Annotated in this window: 16 protein-coding genes; 9 read left to right on the plus strand and 7 right to left on the minus strand. The window is 58.3% G+C overall.

All coding sequences use genetic code 11. The features are described from left to right. The first annotated feature begins 18 nt into the window (after positions 1 to 18). The 3 genes from L0U79_RS18425 to L0U79_RS18435 all read left to right on the plus strand — a co-directional run bounded on the left by L0U79_RS18425 (position 19) and on the right by L0U79_RS18435 (position 2,684). Complete coding sequence (locus tag L0U79_RS18425) at positions 19 to 516, plus strand: MarR family transcriptional regulator (RefSeq protein ID WP_233843678.1); 498 nt, start codon at positions 19 to 21, stop codon at positions 514 to 516. A 251-nt stretch (positions 517 to 767) separates the two neighbouring features. After that, positions 768 to 1,853, plus strand: a complete 1,086-nt coding sequence (locus L0U79_RS18430; RefSeq protein WP_233843679.1) for a DUF748 domain-containing protein — start codon at positions 768 to 770, stop codon at positions 1,851 to 1,853. A gap of 525 nt (positions 1,854 to 2,378) precedes the next feature. After that, the gene (locus L0U79_RS18435) at positions 2,379 to 2,684 is read left to right on the plus strand and encodes a hypothetical protein (protein ID WP_233843680.1); all 306 of its coding nucleotides are present in this window, start codon (positions 2,379 to 2,381) and stop codon (positions 2,682 to 2,684) included. A gap of 1,359 nt (positions 2,685 to 4,043) precedes the next feature. Here L0U79_RS18435 and L0U79_RS18440 read toward each other — a convergent pair. Both L0U79_RS18440 and L0U79_RS18445 read right to left on the minus strand, forming a co-directional pair. After that, the gene (locus tag L0U79_RS18440; RefSeq protein WP_233843681.1) at positions 4,044 to 4,679 is read right to left on the minus strand and encodes a hypothetical protein; all 636 of its coding nucleotides are present in this window, start codon (positions 4,677 to 4,679) and stop codon (positions 4,044 to 4,046) included. 21 nt (positions 4,680 to 4,700) lie between these two features. Next, positions 4,701 to 5,486, minus strand: a complete 786-nt coding sequence (locus L0U79_RS18445; protein WP_233843682.1) for a hypothetical protein — start codon at positions 5,484 to 5,486, stop codon at positions 4,701 to 4,703. 276 nt (positions 5,487 to 5,762) lie between these two features. Between L0U79_RS18445 and L0U79_RS18450 the strand changes: the two genes are divergently transcribed. Next, entirely contained in the window at positions 5,763 to 6,647 is an 885-nt protein-coding gene (locus L0U79_RS18450; RefSeq protein WP_233843683.1) for a hypothetical protein, read from the plus strand. 650 nt (positions 6,648 to 7,297) lie between these two features. Here the strand turns inward: L0U79_RS18450 and L0U79_RS18455 are convergent. The 3 genes from L0U79_RS18455 to L0U79_RS18465 all read right to left on the minus strand — a co-directional run bounded on the left by L0U79_RS18455 (position 7,298) and on the right by L0U79_RS18465 (position 10,959). After that, positions 7,298 to 8,032: an NrdJb gene (locus L0U79_RS18455; RefSeq protein WP_233843684.1), complete on the minus strand. Its 735-nt coding sequence runs from the start codon at positions 8,030 to 8,032 to the stop codon at positions 7,298 to 7,300. Between the two features lie 213 nt (positions 8,033 to 8,245). Further along, the gene (locus L0U79_RS18460; protein WP_233843685.1) at positions 8,246 to 8,716 is read right to left on the minus strand and encodes a hypothetical protein; all 471 of its coding nucleotides are present in this window, start codon (positions 8,714 to 8,716) and stop codon (positions 8,246 to 8,248) included. Between the two features lie 95 nt (positions 8,717 to 8,811). Further along, positions 8,812 to 10,959: an adenosylcobalamin-dependent ribonucleoside-diphosphate reductase gene (locus L0U79_RS18465; protein WP_233843686.1), complete on the minus strand. Its 2,148-nt coding sequence runs from the start codon at positions 10,957 to 10,959 to the stop codon at positions 8,812 to 8,814. Between the two features lie 457 nt (positions 10,960 to 11,416). Between L0U79_RS18465 and L0U79_RS18470 the strand changes: the two genes are divergently transcribed. From L0U79_RS18470 to L0U79_RS18485, 4 genes are all read left to right on the plus strand, one after another. Further along, on the plus strand, positions 11,417 to 12,790 hold the full coding sequence (locus tag L0U79_RS18470) for a Do family serine endopeptidase (protein WP_233843687.1): 1,374 nt from the start codon (positions 11,417 to 11,419) through the stop codon (positions 12,788 to 12,790). A gap of 206 nt (positions 12,791 to 12,996) precedes the next feature. Beyond that, entirely contained in the window at positions 12,997 to 14,361 is a 1,365-nt protein-coding gene (locus L0U79_RS18475; protein WP_233843688.1) for a substrate-binding domain-containing protein, read from the plus strand. Between the two features lie 7 nt (positions 14,362 to 14,368). Continuing rightward, positions 14,369 to 15,067, plus strand: a complete 699-nt coding sequence (locus L0U79_RS18480) for an HAD family hydrolase (protein ID WP_233843689.1) — start codon at positions 14,369 to 14,371, stop codon at positions 15,065 to 15,067. Between the two features lie 284 nt (positions 15,068 to 15,351). After that, positions 15,352 to 16,728 carry a leucyl aminopeptidase family protein gene (locus L0U79_RS18485; RefSeq protein ID WP_233843690.1) on the plus strand — a complete coding sequence of 459 codons (1,377 nt, stop codon included), beginning with the start codon at positions 15,352 to 15,354 and terminating at the stop codon, positions 16,726 to 16,728. 97 nt (positions 16,729 to 16,825) lie between these two features. Here L0U79_RS18485 and L0U79_RS18490 read toward each other — a convergent pair whose 3' ends face one another. Then, complete coding sequence (locus tag L0U79_RS18490; protein WP_233843691.1) at positions 16,826 to 17,332, minus strand: hypothetical protein; 507 nt, start codon at positions 17,330 to 17,332, stop codon at positions 16,826 to 16,828. Then, positions 17,332 to 18,234 (minus strand): RHS repeat-associated core domain-containing protein, encoded by a 903-nt coding sequence (locus tag L0U79_RS18495; protein ID WP_233843692.1) that lies wholly within the window; start codon positions 18,232 to 18,234, stop codon positions 17,332 to 17,334. Before L0U79_RS18495 ends, L0U79_RS18490 begins: the two co-directional genes overlap by 1 nt. Before the next feature lie 362 nt (positions 18,235 to 18,596). Here L0U79_RS18495 and L0U79_RS18500 point away from each other — a divergent pair, with 362 nt between their 5' ends. Beyond that, entirely contained in the window at positions 18,597 to 20,336 is a 1,740-nt protein-coding gene (locus tag L0U79_RS18500; protein WP_233843693.1) for a M1 family metallopeptidase, read from the plus strand. Positions 20,337 to 20,490: the final 154 nt, after the last annotated feature.

Raw genomic sequence — 20,490 nt, forward strand, 5'->3', positions numbered from 1 at the left:
TCATGGGAGTGACGTTCCATGAACAACGAATTCGTCAATGATTCGAGCAAGCCAAGGACGCACTCCGTCGACAAGCCCAACGATTTGGCGGAAGTCGACGCGCTCTACACAATGGCGGAGGTCAGCCGCATCCTGAAGTACGCGACCTCCGCCATCGAGAAACTGGCGCAGGTCGCCTCAGGAACGAGCGACTTGACGTTGATGCACTGCCTGGTGCTGGTTCACCTGTCGCGCACGCCCAGCTGCAAACAAGTGGACCTGAAATCCGTCACCGGTATCACCCCGGCGCATTTGACGAAGTTGGTGGATGAGTTGGTGAATCGCGGTTTCGTACGTCGCCACCGATCGTCGGGCGATCGCCGGCAGGTCATCCTGGCGTTGACGACAGCGGGGCGGGAAACGGTATTGCGTGTGGTGGCGTCGTTGCGGTCGCATAGCAATGATGTGCCGCTTGGCGCCATTGAAGAGCTTGGGTCTTCGTTGGCGCATTGGGTTGCCGCTACGCATAGCGAATAACTTCTAAAGGGCCAGTGGGCACTGGACTCCGAAGGCTCCCACTCTTTCGCTCGTCATTCCGGCGAAGGCCGGAATCCAGTACTAATACGTAGTGCGAAGCACTCAACATAGGTCTTGTGTGCTTCGCACAGCGTATTTCACTGGATTCCGGCCTTCGCCGGAATGACGATCAAAATCAGCACGCACTCTGCCCCTCTCCCCCAACGCATGCGCTAAAGTCCTAAGACTCGGTCCGCGATGGTCGACGCGCCATGAAACGATTGCACGTGCATTTGATCCTGTGGCCCTTTGTTTGCGTGGCATTGGTGCTCGTCAGCATTCGCCTGCTGCTTCCTGGCTGGATTCGCCACCACCTCGACGACCGCATCGACAGCATGGGCTCGTATCACGGCTCGATGGCCGAGGTGGATTTACACCTTTGGCGCGGCAGCTACACGATCCGCAACTTGCGTATCGACAAAATCGGCGCGCCCGCCAACCAACCGTTCCTCGATGCGCCTCGCACGGAGATTGCGGTGAGTTACGCCGAGGCGCTGCGCGGTCGCCTTCGCGGTCACGTCGATTTCTACGACGCGACAGTCAATTTTATCGACGGTAAAAGCGAGAGCGAGCAACAGCTCGGCAAGGGCGTTAATTGGAGCAACGAGCTCAATATCCTGATCCCCGCCGAGCTGGATAGCATCAACATCCATAACGGCACGGTGACGTTTCGCAATGTGGTCTCCAGTCCGAACGTCGACCTGACCATGGTCAACGTCAACGCGACGATCACCAACCTCTCAGCGTCGCAGAGTGAAAGTGGCGAACGCATGGCCACTTTGCATGGCACCGCCACGGTGCTTCGCGATGCGCCACTGGAAACGCAAGCCACGTTCGACCCGACCAATCGCTTCGGCAACTTTCATTACCAAATCCGCATCACGCAAATTCAACTCGTGCGCGCCAACGCCCTCGCCCGCGCGTATTCGGGACTGGATTTTGCCGGCGGCACCGGCGATTTCACCATGGACCTGAAAGCCACCAACGGCCAACTGGACGGCTACGCCAAACCGATCTTCAAGGACCTGAAACTTTTCAGTTGGAAGAAAGACGTCCAACAAGAGAAAAAGGGACCGATCAAGCTGCTGTACGAAGCCGCTGCACAAGGCGCGGTTTCACTGCTGAAAGGTCCGACCAACGATACTTTGGTGACCAACGTGCCGATCAGCGGGCGCATCGGCGACAGCGAATTCGGCAAACCGCAAGCGATTTTCAATGTGGTGCACGATTCGTTTCTGCATGCGTACGAATCGCAACTTGAGCACTTGCAGCCATCGCCGGATGCGGCAACGCATTGACGTAGCGCCGCAGCGACCACATCGCCAAGCATAGAAACAGACCGGTTTATCGATGGCGCATGTTCGTATGCGTCGCGTAGGCATTTGCCAACAACACAAAACGCCTCTGTCCGACAGATCGCACCATGGCTTTCGTGCGATGGTTTGACTGTCGGGCGTGGCGTCCCTGGTATGAACACAGCACGCCCGACATGAGAGAAGTAGCGCGGATCGCCGGAGTTACCGCTCAGACGATCCGCTGGCCACCACCAACTTGAAGGACAAGTCAACGATGGTTACGCTCGATCATAAGGCACCCGCGCATAAACGCGCCCCCGCAGCGGTGCAACGCCCCAACTACTTCTCCTCCGCGCCTTCGGCCCGGTGTCGAGCCTTAGTGGGTTTCCGACGAAATGGAAGCAGCTGATTCCTACAAGCCGGACAGGTCCTACCTGTAACCCGTCACGCCGCGCGCAATACGCGGCGTGATCCAAGCGTGCGCGGTATTTACCTACGCCACCGCTCCCCTGCGCAAAGGAATTCCCCATGAAAGAAAATGCCCCCGGCGCCTGGCTAACCCTCAACGCCAGCTACTTCGCCGCCCCGGTGTTAAACCCACTCCGCCTGCTCGACGACGCACAAACCTTGATCGAAAACGCCCACGGCGTCGTTCAAGTTATGCGCGACGCTTTGCAACTTTCCCCCTACGTCGACAACCGCGCACTCGCGCACGCGCTAAAAGCCGTCGAAATACTGATGGAAATGAGCGCCGGCTGCGCCGAAGTGGCGCATGTACGCTTTGTGTCAATCGGTGACGGATGGATCGATGCGTATCAATCGATGGATACGTAGCGCGTTGGCGTGAGTGATTCGTAAGTACAAAATCAAAACGCGAAACGCGATGTAGCAATGACCATGAATCCGCCTCGTTACCTCACCGTCATTCCAGCGAAAGCTGGAATCCAGCGAGTTTGATGCTTTTAGAGTCACTGGATCCCAGCTTTCGCTGGGATGACGAGCAATAGAGCGATGAAATCCCAGGCAGAGAATTCATTAAGGTCTTCGGCAAAACCTACGCGACCTACGAGCAAGTTCAACATGGACTTAAGCCAACATCGCCGCCATCGTCGACACACACAGCACAACACAAACCGCGAAGAAGCTATTCAACATCAGCGTTTCGAATTTCATGACGGTTCTCCAAGAGATAAGTGAGTGAGGCTTTCGAGTTAGGTATTGCAAACCCGATGCCAACCGCACGAATGCCTGAAAAACCGCATCACAGCGCCATTTGCGAGATTCAACGCAAGCGCACCAAATCGTCCGCGGACAGATGTCCGAGCCGTCCGGACAACGCCCGGACAACGCCCGGACAAAAAAAAGCGGCCCAAGGCCGCTTTTTTTTGCTATCTCACGTAGTAATGCCGCCCTACGCCATCAAACCTGCCGGACCGCATGCAACAGTTCTTGAAACAACCTCGCAGAACCGCAAGGGCATGGATCGTTGCGACCAAGTTTCTCGAAACAACTCCTTGTTGCCGTGAACAACACGCTCACCCTTCTTGACGCGTTGCTCGGAAGGATAGCCCTTGCAGCGTTTACTACTGCGCTCGAAAGCTGAAATTGTTGGTTGACATGGCACTTCTCCTTTTTGATTACGACATCCAAGCAAGGCGACAGCTGTAGTGAACCTCAAACCACGCTCCACAGTCGCCGATTCCTCGATTGTGACAGCCTTCACTGACCCCTTCGAGTAAAAAGTGAACCTGGAACAGTTCTTTGGAACAGTCCTTTGTTGTCTACGATATTTCAGCTGGCAAAACATGCTCTGTCGGAATTTCTAGACATTCACAAACATGCAAACACCAAGCCCAAGCAAAGTCGCGAGACTTAGTATCAACGCTAAGGTCGATCGAATCTTGGCCCCTGCGTACGCAAAGCCTGCGAGCCACATCGAAATGAAAAGAACGCATGCGCCAGCAAAGAAAATCGACCAATACAAGCGATCCTGAGCCTCAATAACCGATCGAGGCACACGCGGGTTGGGATCCCCCAATTGTGCGGTCAACCCGACAAAGCACATCGCAAACCCCAGAACAACCAGAACCAGAGCAAGACTGCCACTTAAACCCTTATTCATAGGCACCCTAATGGAAATTGGATCCAGGGTGCCTGTCTATTAATGGGCTCCCGTCTTTTTGCGACAAGACACTATTTCCTTGAAGCAACCATCCCACCCTCGCGCTCATCACTGTTGCCCGTCATCGAATTCAAACGAGCATTTATTCGATATCGCGTGTCATAGAGAACGCAATGCGTGTCCCGAGCAGACCGGAAAAACCAGTAAGAAATCAGTGGAGCCGACAAAAATGAAGCGTATACAAATATGCTCGATATATGTTCTCGCAATATAAACGCGACACCCACGGCTCCAATTGGACTGGCAATCATCATTCCTAGCTCAAAATACAGTTCCGTAACTTTTCGACTAAGGTATCGATACGCGACCGGCTCTCCTTTGTCGAACTGCCGGGCGAGATAGTCGAACCAGTCCTTGTCCAACCAATTCTCCGAATCGTCTGGCCGCGACATGCTTCCAGCCTTTCTATCCCATCTCTTCTCTACATATGTGCCAAGGCCTTCTACGACAGCTCCAAGCATAACGACTAGCGAAAACGCGCAGACATTTGCCGGTACCGTGTACTCCTTGTACAGATCCGCCAAACCGGCATTCGCCTGGACAGCCATCAGCACCCAAGGAGCAATCAAAACGACGCCCGGCAGGATGATGGCGAAGAACGATCTGGTTAACGTCAGCGGCATCTCGCCTTCCCCCTTGTCTGACATAAACACGTCTCCCCTTTGACGTTAAACACTCGCGACAGCTACATCTTGCAGTGCTTTTATGGCATCGCCCTTACCCAAAACATCTTTGTAAACCCGCTTGAAGATTCCCTGCAGGGCCGATTTCAAGTGAGGCAAGGTTTCCCGCTGATCTATGCCAAGCAAAACGGAAAAGATGGCGTGCATATGCAGCACTTCGACTTCTGACAAATAGCCCTGCTGCCGCCATTGCCAACCGGCATTTTGACCGTCATTAAAATGGCCAAAGTTGAAGCGGGAATTGGCAAGAAAAACGCCGAACCCCAGGAATACGGCCGCGAGATCGGTAGCAGGCTCCCAGACCTCCCACCCTCCGGGTGGCGGCTCGGGAAATCCCGCCGTGCGGTAATGCGCCAGCTCGTGCGCAAACGTAGCGACCATCGACATCGGATCGCGCAATTGCGCGGGGTTATAGGTAATCAGCGCACCACCTTCTTTCAGTGCGCGAAACGTACCCGACGGCGAATGTGGCGCGCCCTGCACAAAGACTTGCGACGACACCATCGTATTGGGATCGGCCTCCTGCCACTGCAGCGTGCACGGCCAATCCGACATCCCCGCATACGCTCTCACCTGATCGAAGATCATTTCCGCGAACGCGTGTCCGCTTGAACCGTTATGCGGAAAGAATTTCGGCGTAGGAAGAATCAGCCGACGTTGTTTGAAAGCCTCGATGCCGCCTGTATGTTGAAGCAGCCATTCAAAGCAGTCGAACTGCCATTGAGTAAGCTCGGCGTCGAGCAGCGGTCCCTTGCGAAATAGTCCGAACATGAGTTCCCTTGATCATGTGTAAAACAACAATCACGCAGCAATTTGCTCTCAGTTACACCAAATTATAAAAGTACTCTGACCCCATTTTTCCGGACCCCATTTTTCCGGCCGGCCACCGATAATTTGCGACTTATGGTCACGGTCCGTGCATCCGACATGCCGCCCGCCACGTATACAGAAAGGACCCGCGCTAAATGCCCTGCCATGGTTGCGCCGGACCTATGTGCTGCCAGCGGGCGCACACATCATCGGGGGGATCACGCACAGGACATCATTATGAAAGGCTCAATCAAATCGCTATTGACCGCTGCGGTGTTCGTGGCGCTCTTTAGCGCGGAAGGCGCGATCGCGCAAACGGTCGCTTCAGATCAGGCTCCGGGCAATGCGATGAATAGCGGGGTCGCAGGAGCACTTAAGCCCAATCAGACGCTTGGATACGGCGACAACAAGTCCCTCATCTTCACTTACAAGCAGAACTTCACCTGTATCCACCAACCTAAGAGCGACCTGGATTACAACGGCAAGCTCGCGCAGGCCGATCCCGCCGAATTCCAAACGCCGATCTGCCAGGCCGGCACGGAACCGACTATCGATCCGACCGGAGAGAACATAAAGCAATCCGAGCCGCTTTATGTGCTTGTGCCGATGTTCTCGCTCGACAACGACCATAACCCGAACGACGCGATTGACTGCCCTGCCGGTGTCCGATCGACGACGCTGTGCGGACCGGCCTTGGGTAAAACGCTGATCAGCCTGTTCGGCGCCATCCCAGAGGCCTATAAGAAGACACCACTCGTCTCAACGCAGTGCCCTGATCCCGGCTCCCCTCCAGGCACATGCACCATGCACGCATCGAGCGTCGACTTGGGCAAGGTGCTAGTCGCGCTCGGCAAATTGCCGCCATCGACCAAGAATGTATTTCTGCCAACACCCAACCATAGCCATGTGGTCAATAACGATGCCATCGATACACGAGCCATTTGGTGGCAAGTGATTCCTGTGCTCGTTACCGACCCTAACTGCTGGCCTTCTCCAGGTGGGCATAGTGGCATTACGTCAGCCAATAAGCTCCATGACGCGGAGAAACATGGTAATGCGGTTGAAGTAGCGTCCAACTTCTTTCTGTTCTTCAAATCCGAACCGATGGGCGATATGCATTGACGTCCTTCTTCCGATTTGGATGAACTCGATCGCAGGCATCCCCAAGGCTTTGCTTGGGGAGGTGCTGCGTTAGCCCTGGGAAGCCCGATTTTCCGCTCGGGACGTCACGATCGCGCCCTCCCGCCACATCGTGACCATCTCCCTGCCGCCTCCTTCCGTTATCAGGAGGCGGCTCTTTTTTGCCGCGCGCACTGACGCCATCCACGAAGAGCCGGCGGATGTTCATCGGTCTGATGCCACACGTGACGCTGGTCCCCGAAAATATCCGCGCACAGTTCCCGCAGCTGGCGCGCTATGCGTTAGGCACTTCGCTCTTCGTTGACATCGACGTAGCTGCCTGAGCTACAACGGTCCTGGTCGATGGCAACTCCGTCGACCAGCGGCCATTCCATACAAACTATCAGTAGCCAGCTTTAGGTGAGGTGGACGCGGAGACCACCAGCCAAGCCTAGACCGACGATAGTTAAAGGGATCAACTACGGTTAACCTTCATTACCGAATGACGAAAGAAAAAAAAAGGCCCCGCAGACATGCGGGGCCTTTTATCTTTTCTACAAGCTTGTATGCGAAAACAACAAGCTTTTAAGCTGATCAAACGGTGTATTGCGCAATTGGACAAGCCCGTCTTTATTGCGATATCGCCATCGGTATCAGCCGCACTTCGAATACCCGCAGTTGAGGCACGTCTGACACCCATCCATCAGCACAAGCGCCTTGGTGTTGCACTTAGCGCACAACGTGGCACCGGGCGGAAAACCAGCGGAGTCGTTGGTGTCCGCGTCGGTGGGGCTTATGTCAGTTTTTTTTTGAGCGCCTTTTTCGTAGGCGGCACGTTTTTCGGCGATGAGGGCGCGTTGGGCGTCGCTCATTTCGGGGTCGTGGATGAGGCCGATGTTTTTCATGTGTTGCTCAATCACGGCGCCGATTTCGGCGACGATGCTGGGCATGTAGACGCCGCCGGCTTTGAAGTAGCCGCCGCGGGGGTCGAACACGGCTTTGAGCTCTTCCACGATAAAGGTGACGTCGCCGCCTTTGCGGAACACGGCGGAGAGAATGCGGGTGAGCGCGACGATCCACTGGAAGTGGTCCATGTTCTTCGAGTTGATGAAGATCTCGAAGGGGCGGCGCTGTTCGTACTGGGTGCCGGCGTTGAGCACGATGTCGTTGATGGTGACGTAGAGGGCGTGCTCGAACAGCGGGGATTTGATCTTGAAGGTGGAGCCGATCAGCGCCTCGGGGCGCTCCAGGCTCTCGTGCATCTGGATGACTTCGGCCATCGGCGATTCTTTTGCTTGCTCGACGGCGGGTTGTGCGGCGAGGGCAGCCTTGTCCTCGGGCTTGACGACCTCGTAGCCCTTGATCTTCTTTTCGATCTTGATCGTCATGTGTGGTGCTTCCTGTGTGTGCGTGGTGCTTAGTTAGTACGTGGACTCGTTTGATGCTTTTATCAAGCACTGTGGCGAGGTTGGCCCCTCACCCCAACCCTCTCCCCGGAGGGGAGAGGGGGAAAGCTGGTGACCCTCTCCCGATCGCGTGCGTGGAAGAGAAATCTAAAAAGAAATCCGGCCCGACTCGCGCCGGGCCGGATTGGGTGTTGCTTACTTCTTGCGGGCGGCCTTCTTGGCGGTTTTCTTGGTCGCCTTACGACCGGCCTTCTTGCTGGCAGTGGACCTCTTGACCGCTTTCTTGGCGGCTTTCTTCACGGCCTTTTTGGCCGTTTTCTTGCCTGCGGCCTTTTTGGCCGTCTTTTTGCTGCTGACCTTCTTTGCAGCTTTCTTGGCCGTTTTCTTTACGGCCTTCTTGCTGGCTTTCTTTGCAGCGCCTTTCTTTGCAACTTTCTTAGCGGCTTTCTTGGCCGTGCCTTTCTTAGCAGCCTTCTTGGTTGCTTTCTTGGCAGCTTTCTTTACGGCCTTCTTCGCAGCTTTCTTGGCGGGCGCAGCAGCCTTGGCTTTCTTGGCGGCTTTCTTGCGACGAGCCTTCTTCGGCGCTGCCGGAGCGGCTTCAGCGGCCGGCGCGGCCGGCATGGACAGTTCGTCTTGGTGCATTTCGAGTTCGGTATCGATGGACATGCGGGTATTCCCCTCCGAGCGATTGTTATGAAACTGGCAGTGGACTCAGTACGTGTGTGCAAAAACGTAGCGCGAAATCGCGTTACATGCCACCACTAAAATTTACCGTAATAGCCTTCCTTCAAAGCATCGAACAAATTGGCGGCGGTATGCATCTCTCCGTCGTACTCCACTTCTTCGTTGCCTTTCAGTTCCACAACACTACCGTCCTCTAATTCGAAGCGATAGAGGGTGCTCTCCAAATCGGCTTCTTTTACGAGCACGCCCTGGAACGCTGCGGGGTTGAAGCGGAACGTGGTACATCCTTTTAGGCCTTGTTTATAGGCGTAGAAGTAGATGTCTTTGAAATCTTCGTAGGGGTAATCGGTCGGCACGTTCGCGGTTTTGGAGATGGAGGAATCCACCCACAACTGCGCGGCGGCTTGGATATCCACGTGCTCTTTGGGCGAGATGTCGTCCGCCGCGACGAAGTATTCGGGCAGCTTGGCCTTGGCGTCGTCGCTGAACGGCATCGCGTCGGCATTGATGAGCGCGCGGTAAGCGAGCAGCTCGTAGCTGTACACCTCGACCTTTTCTTTGGTCTTGCGGCCTTCGCGGATCACGTTACGCGAGTAGTGATGGGCGAAGCTGGGCTCGATACCGTTGCTGGCGTTGTTGGCCAGCGAGAGCGAGATGGTGCCGGTGGGCGCGATGGAGCTGTGATGCGTGAAGCGCGCGCCGACTTCGGCCAATTCCTTAACGAGATTGGGCGCGACGCTGGCGATGCGCTGCATATAGCGGCTGTATTTGGCGTGCAGTACGCGGCCGGGGATGAGATCGCCGACTTTGTAGCCGTCTTCGACCATTTCCGGGCGCTTGCGCAGCATGTCGCCGGTGACGGTGTAGTTTTTGGCGAGCACGGGCGCAGGGCCTTTTTCCTTCGCCAGATCCAGCGCCATTTCCCAGCCGGCGACGGCCATTTCGCGCGACACCTCTTCGGTGAAGGCGACGGCGTCTTCGTTGCCGTAACGCATCTTGAGCATGGTGAGCGTGCTGCCCAGCCCTAAGAAGCCCATGCCGTGGCGGCGCTTGGAAAGAATTTCGTTGCGCTGCTGTTCGAGCGGCAGGCCGTTGATCTCCACCACGTTGTCGAGCATGCGGGTGAATATCTTCACCACTTCGCGGTACTCGTCCCAATCGAAACGCGCTTTGGGACCGAACGGATCGCGCACGAAGGTGGTGAGGTTGACCGAACCGAGCAGGCACGAGCCGTACGGCGGCAGCGGTTGCTCGCCGCACGGGTTGGTGGCGCGGATATGCTCGCACCACCAGTTGTTGTTCATCTCGTTCACCTTGTCGATGAGGATGAACCCGGGCTCCGCGTAGTCGTACGTGGAGACCATGATCATGTCCCACAGGTGACGCGCGCGGATGTGGCCGTAGATTTTGCAGGCGACCAGGCCGTCTTCGCGCTCGACGTAGTTTTCGTGCGTGGGCCATTCGCGCCACACGACGGCGGTGGCGTCGTCGAGGTTGATCTCGTCTTTTTCTTTCACGTGCACGGGGAAGACCAGCGGCCAATCCTGATCGTGCTCCACCGCCTGCATAAAGCCGTCGGTGATCAGCAGCGAGAGATTGAACTGGCGCAGGCGCCCGTTTTCGCGCTTGGCGCGGATAAATTCTTTGACGTCGGGATGGCTGACGTCGAACGTGCCCATCTGCGCGCCGCGACGGCCACCGGCCGAAGACACGGTGAAGCACATCTTGTCGTAGATATCCATGAACGACAGCGGGCCGCTGGTGTAAGCGCCCGCGCCCGACACGTACGCGCCGCGCGGACGCAGCGTGGAGAATTCATAACCGATGCCGCAGCCGGCCTTCAGCGTGAGGCCCGCTTCGTGCACTTTCTCCAGGATGTTGTCCATCGAATCGCGGATGGTGCCGGAGACGGTGCAGTTGATGGTGGAGGTGGCGGGCTTGTGTTCCAGTGCGCCGGCGTTGGACGTGATGCGGCCGGCGGGAATCGCACCGCGGCGCAGCGCCCACAGAAAACGTTCGAACCACTGCTCGCGCAACTCCGGCGTGGCTTCCACGTCGGACAACGCGCGCGCCACGCGCTGCCATGTGTCGTCGATCGCGGCATCCACCGGTTCGCCGGTCTTGGTGCGCAGGCGGTACTTTTTATCCCAGATATCCAGCGATGCGGGCTGCAGCGGAATCGCTGCGACATCGCGACCTGTATTTGTTGCACGCAAGGTGCTCATCGGCTTCCTGACCTCCCGGCATGGCCTCACGGCCCCGTTGGTTTCTTATAGGTGTGGTGAATGGCGTCGGTGATCGGGAAAACGGCCCGATCTGGCCCGATTACCCCCGCGGGTAAATCGAGCTCGGCGTTTTACGCAATTGTACGGCAGCCCCCTTCTGACGTTTCCTTCCGGCCCCAGCACTTGGGTTACAGACTGGAGCCCGCACACAAGATGTTGTGGTTGCGACTGAAGCGAACGTTACCCCCGCGACCGACGGAAGTAAAGAGCAGACTGCGTCACATTTCGTGGAGGGCTGATTAAGCTTGTCTGGCATGCCTACACAGCGTCGGGAAATGCGCCGACGAAACTGAACTACGGTCGCATTGCACGCGTTCAACGTTGATGCACGCTAGGGAACCGCGAGACGTTCACGCGAGTCGAAGATGCGGATTTTTTATCGTTGTCGGGAGACGTCATGCGCCACCGTTTGCTTGCAGGTGTGACAGTGCTTTTTGCCGTGGCCTGTGTCGCCGCACTGCCGATGCGCGCGCAGGCGTCGCTGCCGCCGGTGGTGAATGGGCAACCGCTGCCCTCGCTGGCGCCGATGCTGCAAAAAGTGACGCCGGCGGTGGTGAACATTTCCACCAAGACGCGCGTGCGCGTCAGCAATCCGTTCTTTCAGGATCCCGTGCTGCGGCAGTTGTTCGGTCTCAACGGTTCGCCGCGCGAACAGGATGAGCAGAGCCTGGGTTCGGGCGTGATCGTGGACGCGGCGAAGGGTTACATCCTTACGAACAACCATGTGGTCGGCGGTGCGGACGACATCACGGTGACGCTGCAGGACGGACGCAATGTGAAGGGCACGCTGGTGGGCACCGATCCGGCGACCGATGTGGCGGTGGTGAAGATCAATGCCGATCATCTGGAAGCGCTGCCGATCGCCGATTCGTCCGCGCTGCGCGTGGGCGATTTTGTGGTGGCGGTAGGTGATCCATTCGGACTGGGTCAGACGGTGACATCGGGCATCGTGTCGGCGCTGGGTCGCTCGGGACTGGGCGGCGCGAGTTTTCAAAACATGATCCAGACCGATGCGTCGATCAATCCGGGTAATTCGGGTGGCGCGCTGGTGAATCTGCGCGGCGAACTGGTGGGCATCAACACGATGATTCTGTCGCCCTCGGGTGGCAACGTCGGCATCGGCTTTGCGATTCCCACTGATCTCGCCAGCACGGTGATGAAGCAGCTGATCGCGTCCGGCAAAGTGAGTCGCGGCAGCTTGGGTATTCAGTCGCAGGACATCACGCCGAATATTGCGCGCATTCTGGGTTTGAAGAGCAGCCAAGGCGCGGTGGTGACGCGCGTGGTGCCGGGTTCCACCGCCGATCGCGCGGGCCTGGAAATGGGCGATGTGATCACAGCGCTCAACGGCAAATCGCTGGACAACGCCGATCAGCTGAACAACGCGCAAGGCTTGCTGCCGGTGAACAGCACGGTGACGTTGACGGTGCAGCGCAAAGGCGTCACGCGTCAGGTGACGGCGCAACTGACGGCGCAGAAGATCGCCACGCTCGACGGCGCGAAACTCGATCCGCGTCTGACCGGCGTCACCTTCAGCGATCTGAGCGATGAACAGACCAGTCAGGGTATTTCGGGGATCGTGGCGTCGTCGGTCGCCGCGAACAGTCGTGCGGCGCAGGCGGGACTTTCGTCGGGCGATGTGATCGTGGGTGTCGGCAATCGCCGCGTCACCAGCCTGCGCGATATGCAGGGCCTGGCCGGCGCACGGCCGCGTCAGTGGGTGCTGCTGGTCGCCACCGACGATGGATTCAACTACGTGCTAGTTCAGTAAATCGCGGCAGGCTGTGGAAAACAGCCTGCTTTCGCGCCGAGATTGACGCCCGTCACGCAATTAGATGAACACACGCGGTGTGCAGCGCCGCGTATTGCTTGATGTTTTGGCTCCGGGCCGTTGAAATACTGGAATCTGTCACTGCGTCTACGCGCCGTTGACGGCACACTCGCCTCGTCTTTCTCCTTTGCAGGTCGCGCTTCCCTATGCCCGTACGCATTCCTCGTCTGCTTTCCGCCGCTCTGATCAGTGCCGGCGTTTCCACCATTGCGCTGGCTGCGTCCACGCAATCACTCACCTGGCGCGGCGACACGGTCACCGCCAACAGCGTGGTCAAAGGCGTGGCGAAGGCGTGGCAATCGTCCGGTCATGGTTCGGTGCAGATCCAGCCGTTCAACACGGCGTCGGGCCTGGATGCGGTATCCAGCGGCTCGGCGGATATCGCTGGCAGCGCACGTCCCAGCGACGGCAGCGCGCTCGATAGCGGCCTGACCTTTACGCCGGTGGCGTGGGACGGCTTGGTGCTGATCACCAGCTCGCAGAACCCGGTGAGCAGCCTGACCATGCAGCAGGTGCACGACATTTACTACGGCAAGATCACCAGCTGGGCCGCCGTGGGTGGTTCGGCCGCGCCGATCGACGTGTTCGCCGTGGCGAGCCCGGGCGACGGCATCGAATTCAGCTTGCGCAAGTTGCTGTTCGGTCGCGGCAGTCAGCCGGTGGCCGCGCCGCGTTTGTATGTGAACGTGACGCAGCTGGAGCAGTCGATCATGCTTGATCCGCGCGGCTTCGGCGTGACCACGCTGTCGAGCGTTGCGGGCAATCCGAAGATCAAGATGCTGCGCATCGATGGCGTTGCGCCGAGCGCGTCGAGCGTGGCGAGCGGCTCGTATCCGCTCTTTATTCCGCTGTACTTGGTCTACAACCCCAGCGGCGCGAATGCCGCCGCCGCGAAGGAGTTCGTGGATTTCGCGCAAAGCGAAAAGGGCGAAAGCGCGCTGCGTTCGCATAGCCTGGTGCCGTATGGCGCCGGCGCCGCGCTGGTCGCGATGGATCAATCGCGCCGCAGCCGCATCCTGGCCGAAGTGGGCGCGCACGCCAGCGCCGAACCCACGCAGTACGCCGCTGCGCCGTCTCGTCCGGCGGTCGCCGCCGCATCGCGCACCGCCGTGGCCGCTGCGCCTGCGCTCAACAAAGTGTCGGGCAGCGTGGTCGCTGCGCCGCAGTTGCCGAGCTTGAAGAACCTGCACGGCGATGCGTTTACGCAGGAAGTCGCCGTCAATCGCGACACCAGCTTTGCGAAGGTCACCGCCGAGGCGTACGTAAGCCACAGCAAAGTGGCCGGCGCCAAAGCGACCGCCAAGCGCACGGCGGAAACCAAGACCGAGTCGGTGAAGAAAGTGGCGAGCGCGGAGAAGAAATCCGCGCGCTCCTATCGCGTCGGCTCCGGCGAAACGCTGTACTCCATCGCGCGCAAGCAGGGCGTGGATGTGGCGCAGATTCGTACCTGGAATCATCTGAAGGACAACACGGTGCGCACCGGCCAGGTGCTGCGCATCGAAGCACGCTGATTTTCTCTTGCGGATTCTTGCTGTCACGATCGATCTGGACGACACCCTGTGGCCGGTGATGCCGGCCCTGGAACGGGCGGATCGCGATCTCAACGACTATCTCTGCAAGCACTTTCCGCAAGTCGCGCAAACTTTTCCGATACCTGCGTTGCGCGCCTTGCGCGCGCAGGTCGCCGCTGAACGTATCGATCTGGCGCACGATTTCACCGCGCAGCGCTACATCACCATGCAACGCGCGTTCGACGCCTGCGGCGTGGCCGATGCGCCGCTGGACGCACTGTTCGAAGTATTCGCCGCCGCGCGCAATAGCGTGGAACTCTATCCCGATGCCCTGCCCGCGCTCGAACGCATGCGCGCGGCGTGGCCGGTGGTCAGCCTGACCAATGGCAACGCGGATCTGGAACGCATCGGACTGCATCTGCATTTTGCGCATCAAGTGAGCGCGCGCGATGTCGGCGTGGCTAAACCGGATGCGCGGATTTTTCTTGCTGCGGCGGAACGATTGGGTATCGCGCCGGAAAATATTCTGCATGTGGGCGACGATCCCGAGCTGGATATCGTCGGCGCGCGCGATGCAGGGTTGCGCACGGCGTGGATCAATCGCGCGGGGCATCCGTGGCCGGGAGCGCTGGGTGCGGCGCCGGATTTGGATTTGCGGGATTTGGCGACGCTGGTTCAGTGGCTGGAGACGGCACCTGCGCCGTAAGCCCCAAAGTTCCTCACCGTCATTCCGGCGAAGGCCGGAATCCAGTCAAATACGCTCGCGAAGCGCTCGACTTAAAAAAGTTAGGTGTGCTCCGCACAACGTATTCAAACTGGATTCCGGCCTTCGCCGGAATGACGATCCCGCAAGATCGTCCATTTGCGCGAAATCCCTCTTCTCAGCTTCAAATGGGCTCTCGGCAAAAGCTTTGAACCCCCCTAAAAAAACGCGCATCATTGACCGCTGACTCCACCGCTTGCGCGTGCCACACGTGCGTAAGGACCTGCATGTCTGCCCTGATCGAACTCCGCTCCAGCCGCCACGCACCGACGCCGATCGAAGCCACCGACGCCGCGCATCTCGCCGCCGCGCGCAAGCGACTGAGCGCTGCGCAACGCAGCTGGCTGGACGAGAACGGCTTCGACGCCAAACCCGGCGGCGTGTGCCTGGTGCCGGACGCGAACGGCAAGCTGGCGCGCGTGCTGGTGGGTGTGGATCGTCAGGATTCGCTGTCGTCGCTCGCGGCGTTGCCGATGACGTTGCCGGTTGGCGAGTACACCCTGGCACCAGAAAGCGTGGCGCTGAATGTCGAGCTCGTCGCCCTCGGCTGGGCGTTGGGCGCCTATCAATTCACGCGTTATCGCAAAGCCAAACGCGATGCCGCGGTGTTGGCGGTCGCAGCCAAAACCTTGGCGACGCTCACGCCGCTGGTCGAGGCCACGTATCGCGTGCGCGATCTGGTCAACACGCCGACCGAAGACATGGGCCCGAAACATCTTGCCGACGAAGTGAAGCAACTCGGCAAAGCGCATAAAGCCAAAGTGCGCGAGTGGGTCGGCGACGAGTTGCTGGACGACAACTTCCCCACCATTCACGCAGTCGGCCGCGCGAGTCATCGCGCGCCGCGTTTGATCGAATTGACCTGGGGCAAGACCACCGCACCGAAGGTGACGCTGGTCGGCAAAGGCGTGTGCTTCGATACCGGCGGTTTGGATCTGAAACCTTCCGACGGCATGCGCTGGATGAAGAAAGACATGGGCGGCGCCGCGCACGCGATTGCGCTCGCCGGCCTGGTGATGGAAGCGAATCTGCCGGTTCGACTCACGCTGCTGATTCCCGCCGTCGAAAACGCCGTGTCCGGCAACGCGATGCGTCCCGGCGAAGTGGTGATTACGCGCGGCGGACACAGCGTGGAAATCGACAACACCGATGCGGAAGGTCGATTGGTGTTGTGCGACGCGCTCGCGTACGCCGCCGAGCAAAAACCGGCGCTGATTGTCGACTTCGCCACACTCACCGGCGCGGCGCGCGTGGCGCTCGGTCCAGATCTGCCGGCTTTGTTCGCGAATGACGACGCGCTCGCCCATGCGGCGCTCGCGTGCAGCAACGATGTCGCCGATCCGATTTGGCGTCTACCGCTGTGGCGCCCGTATCGAAAACTGCTGGATTCCTACCTCGCTGACTTCACCAACACCGGCGCCTCACGCCACGCCGGCGCCATCACCGCCGCGTTGTTTATGGAGCGCTTTATTCCCGACGGCATGCCGTGGCTGCACTTGGACACCTACGCCTGGAACGACGGCGACCGCCCCGGCCGCCCGCGCGGCGGCGAAGCGATGGGACTGCGTGCGATGTTTGCGTTGTTGAGTAAACGCTACGGTTGAATAAGTAGGTTGGAATGACAATTCCGGCTTTGTGGCGACGATCTATGCTGGGATTTCATCCCGGCATATGTGTTTGCATGTGGTGCATTCCACGTCGCTAGTACTTTACCACTCCCCAGTTTCTCCCTTCAGTTTTCACTTCAAGACGCTGCTCACCTTCTTCTGACAGAAAGAAATCAAGAAGCAGCCTATCTTTAAAGTCACTCGTCAAAAACGAAATCACCGCATTTCGTTCGAGGGTGAATTCGAAGTCAAACCTGATAGAAAGGACGGATGGAATCAGCAACGTGCCACATACGTTCGACCGTTCCACCCACGCATATACGGGAGATGGGTTCGCATCGAACAAGTTCTTCACGAATATCTTGAAACGTTGCAAAAGTCGATCGCTGAAAGGAATTTCGTATTCCTCAACTTTACGTTCAAGCTCTCCAATATGTTTATCCCAAACTTCACAAATGGCGTCGGTTTTTTCGAGACTTTCCAAATCATCCGCATGAACAGGCCGACCCATTAAGACCGTCAATTCATTCAAGTGCTCCTTCATGTTGATCTTTTGCCGGATCTTCCGGCGGCGCTCCTCAGGGGACATTGACGCAGTCATTAGTAATCCACCTTCGATTTATCGCTATCGAGCTTTGGCCGTCCATATCTATTTATTTGAGGCACAGCCTCAGAGCCTTTCTTTTCCGTTTTGACTTTGCCCGCTTCCCAATGCGGTTGATCTTGGTGACTGCGATCCATAGTCTGCTGCTGAACGGACATACGTTGGGTGCTTCCACCAGTTGCGGGCACATCGTAAGAATACTCACGACCCGAAGCATTTTGGGATTGCGACAACGGTTGCTGGCTTGTAGGAATGCCTGCATCGCGCATAGCTTCTCGCCTAGCAGCTCTGGATGTATCGGCGGCTTTCTGACCAATCTTTTCAGCACCAACCCCAACACGAACCAACGTCGCCGCCCTACCTGGCGGAAGCGACCCAACCACCGCAGATAAATGATCTGCTGTCGTAAGTGAAACGCGTTCGTCACCCGGACCTGGCGCATTCGCACAATCCGAATGCGTCATCAATCCTATGAAGAGAGGAACGGCCACGATGCACACCGGACATCGTCCATCTGGGTCCGTATGAGCGATGGGATTGTTGTCGGCATAGGCATACCGGTTGAACCCAAATAGCTCCGCGGGTTTTGGTCCGAGCGGATCCACGCTCAAGAACCGCCCCAACTCCGGGTCGTAATACCGCGCCTGCATGTACACCAGGCCGGTATCGGGGTCGTTGACGTGGCCGGTGTAGCCGGGACCATCCGGCGGCTGACCTAGCGCTTGGTCGCCGTAAGGCCGGTAGTCGAAGATTTTGGTGATGTTGCCTTGCTCGTCCGCTTCGGCGATGGGCGTGCCTTGCGGGTCGGTGTAGACGTAGGTGAATTTGCCGGCGTGGGCCAAGCTGCATAGCAGCAGCCATGCGGATATCAAAATCATGCGCCAGACATGATGTTTCATCAGTGCACTCCTTATGATGATTATTCCTTCCCTGTGCTGCTAATCGAACACAGACGAACAACGAGGAAAATCGAAACGAAGGCATTCGGCCGTAGGGCTTTCGCCAATCAATCGATCAGCCATGTGGCCTTCTTGGGCATCAAGCGCGCCGCGCCAATCGTCCGAAAGCGGAGTTCATAGGTCGCGATGCCAGCCCCGACATTTCTCATATGAGAAGCGGCTCCTGGGATTGACGCGCCAGCCAACACCGTTAATTCGCTTTGGACGCAAGGGCCATTCGTCGCGAAGCATGACTTTTGGCTTTGTCGTCGCGCCACGGGAGGCCGCATGATGCCGGGATATCCACCAGGCACCCATGACCTATGCGCCCATTGCGTCCCGCCCTGCTCGCTCTCAGCCTTGTTGCCGGCCTCGCCGCTTGCGCGAGCGTCCCGAATCAGAGTCATCAACCGCCGCTTACGACGCTAACGCAGAACTCCGGCGGCGTGATGCCCGTCGAGCAGACTCGGGTGCATTTCGATCATGCGGAGTTGCATATCGCGGTCGATCCGTCGAAGCAGCGCATCGATGCGACAGCGACGCTGACGTTTACCGCGCACACATCCACGGATGTGCTGGTGTTGGATCTGGATCGCAATTTGCCGATCGCCGGCATCGATGTGGACGGCCAACCGATCGCGCCGACGCAATGGAGCAATCCGGAAGGACGCCTGCGCATTCAACTTCCGCACGCAGTGAATGCCGGCGAACGCGTTTCCGCCACGGTGCGTTATGGCGGCAGTCCGCACGTGGCGAAGAAAGCGCCGTGGGATGGCGGTTTTGTCTGGTCGCATACGCCCGACGGTCAACCGTGGGTGGGCAGCGCGGTGGAAGGCGAAGGTTGCGATTTGTTCTGGCCGTGCATCGATCACCCGGAAGGCAAGCCGGATTTGGTCGATCTCTACGTGACCGTACCCAAGCCGCTGGTGGCGCCGGGCAATGGCGTGCTGATCGGTGTCAGCGATGAAGGCGACAAGCAGACGTATCACTGGCGCGCGAAGCACCCGACCACGTACGCCATTTCCATCAACGTGGGTCCGTATAAGGAACTCAGCGGCGAATATCACAGCCGCTACGGCAACACGATTCCGCTGCAGTACTGGTATCTGGCCGGCGAAGAAAAGCAGGCGCAAGCCTTGTTTGCCGAGTTCTCGCGCATGCTGGATTTCAACGAAGCGATGATCGGCCCGTACCCCTTTGGCGACGAAAAGATGGGCGTGGTGGAAACGCCGTACTTAGGGATGGAACACCAGACCATGAACGCCTACGGCAACCACTACGCCAAAGACGGCGGCGGTTTCGATTGGTTGCTGCAGCACGAATTCGCGCACGAGTGGTTCGGCAATCAGATGACCAATGCCGACTGGGACGATATGTGGCTGCACGAAGCATTCGCCACGTACATGCAACCGTTATACAGCGGCTACATCAACGGCGACATGGGTTACTACTCCTGGCTTCAGAAACTGCGCTTGATGGTGCAAGACCATCGCCCGATCGTATCCGGCAGCAGCAAGACTGAAGAGGCCGTGTACGAAGACGCCACCGGTCCCGGCCAGGACATCTACAACAAAGGCGCGTTGATGTTGCATTCGCTGCGCACGCTGATCGGCGATCGCGCGTTTTTCGATAGCGTGCGCACGTTGGTGTACAACCGTCCCGATCCGAAGCCCGGCAATTTCGAGCCGCATTACGCGAGCGCGCACGATTTCATCGACATTGTGAACAAACGCACGGGGCGCGATCTGACGTGGTTCTTCAACGTCTATCTGTATCAAGCGGCGCTGCCGCGATTGGATGTGCAACGCGATGGCGACACGTTGACGTTGCGCTGGCACGCGCCGAACAACCTACCCTTCCCGATGCCGGTCGACGTGCAGGTGGGCGAAACGGTGCATACGTTGCCGATGACGCATGGCGAAGGGACGATCGCGCTTCCCGAGCATGCGCTGTATGTCGTCGATCCCCGCTCGAAACTGTTGCGCGACGAGCCGCAAATCACCGAATTTCAGCAGTGGATAAAACAGCAGCGCGAACAGAAAGCTAAAGCGAAATCCAACTGACTTGCGAAATCCATCCCCTCCCCTGTTTGCAGGGGAGGGTTAGGGTGGGGTTGCATGCGCTTGCTTTACACGTGTCATCACCGCGAGGTTGGGGGCTTCACCCCACCCCAGCCCTCCCCTACTGCACGTAGAGCCTGCCCCGGACTTGATCCGG

It is taken from the genome of Dyella sp. 2HG41-7 (assembly GCF_021390675.1).
Classification (GTDB): Bacteria; Pseudomonadota; Gammaproteobacteria; order Xanthomonadales; family Rhodanobacteraceae; genus Dyella_B.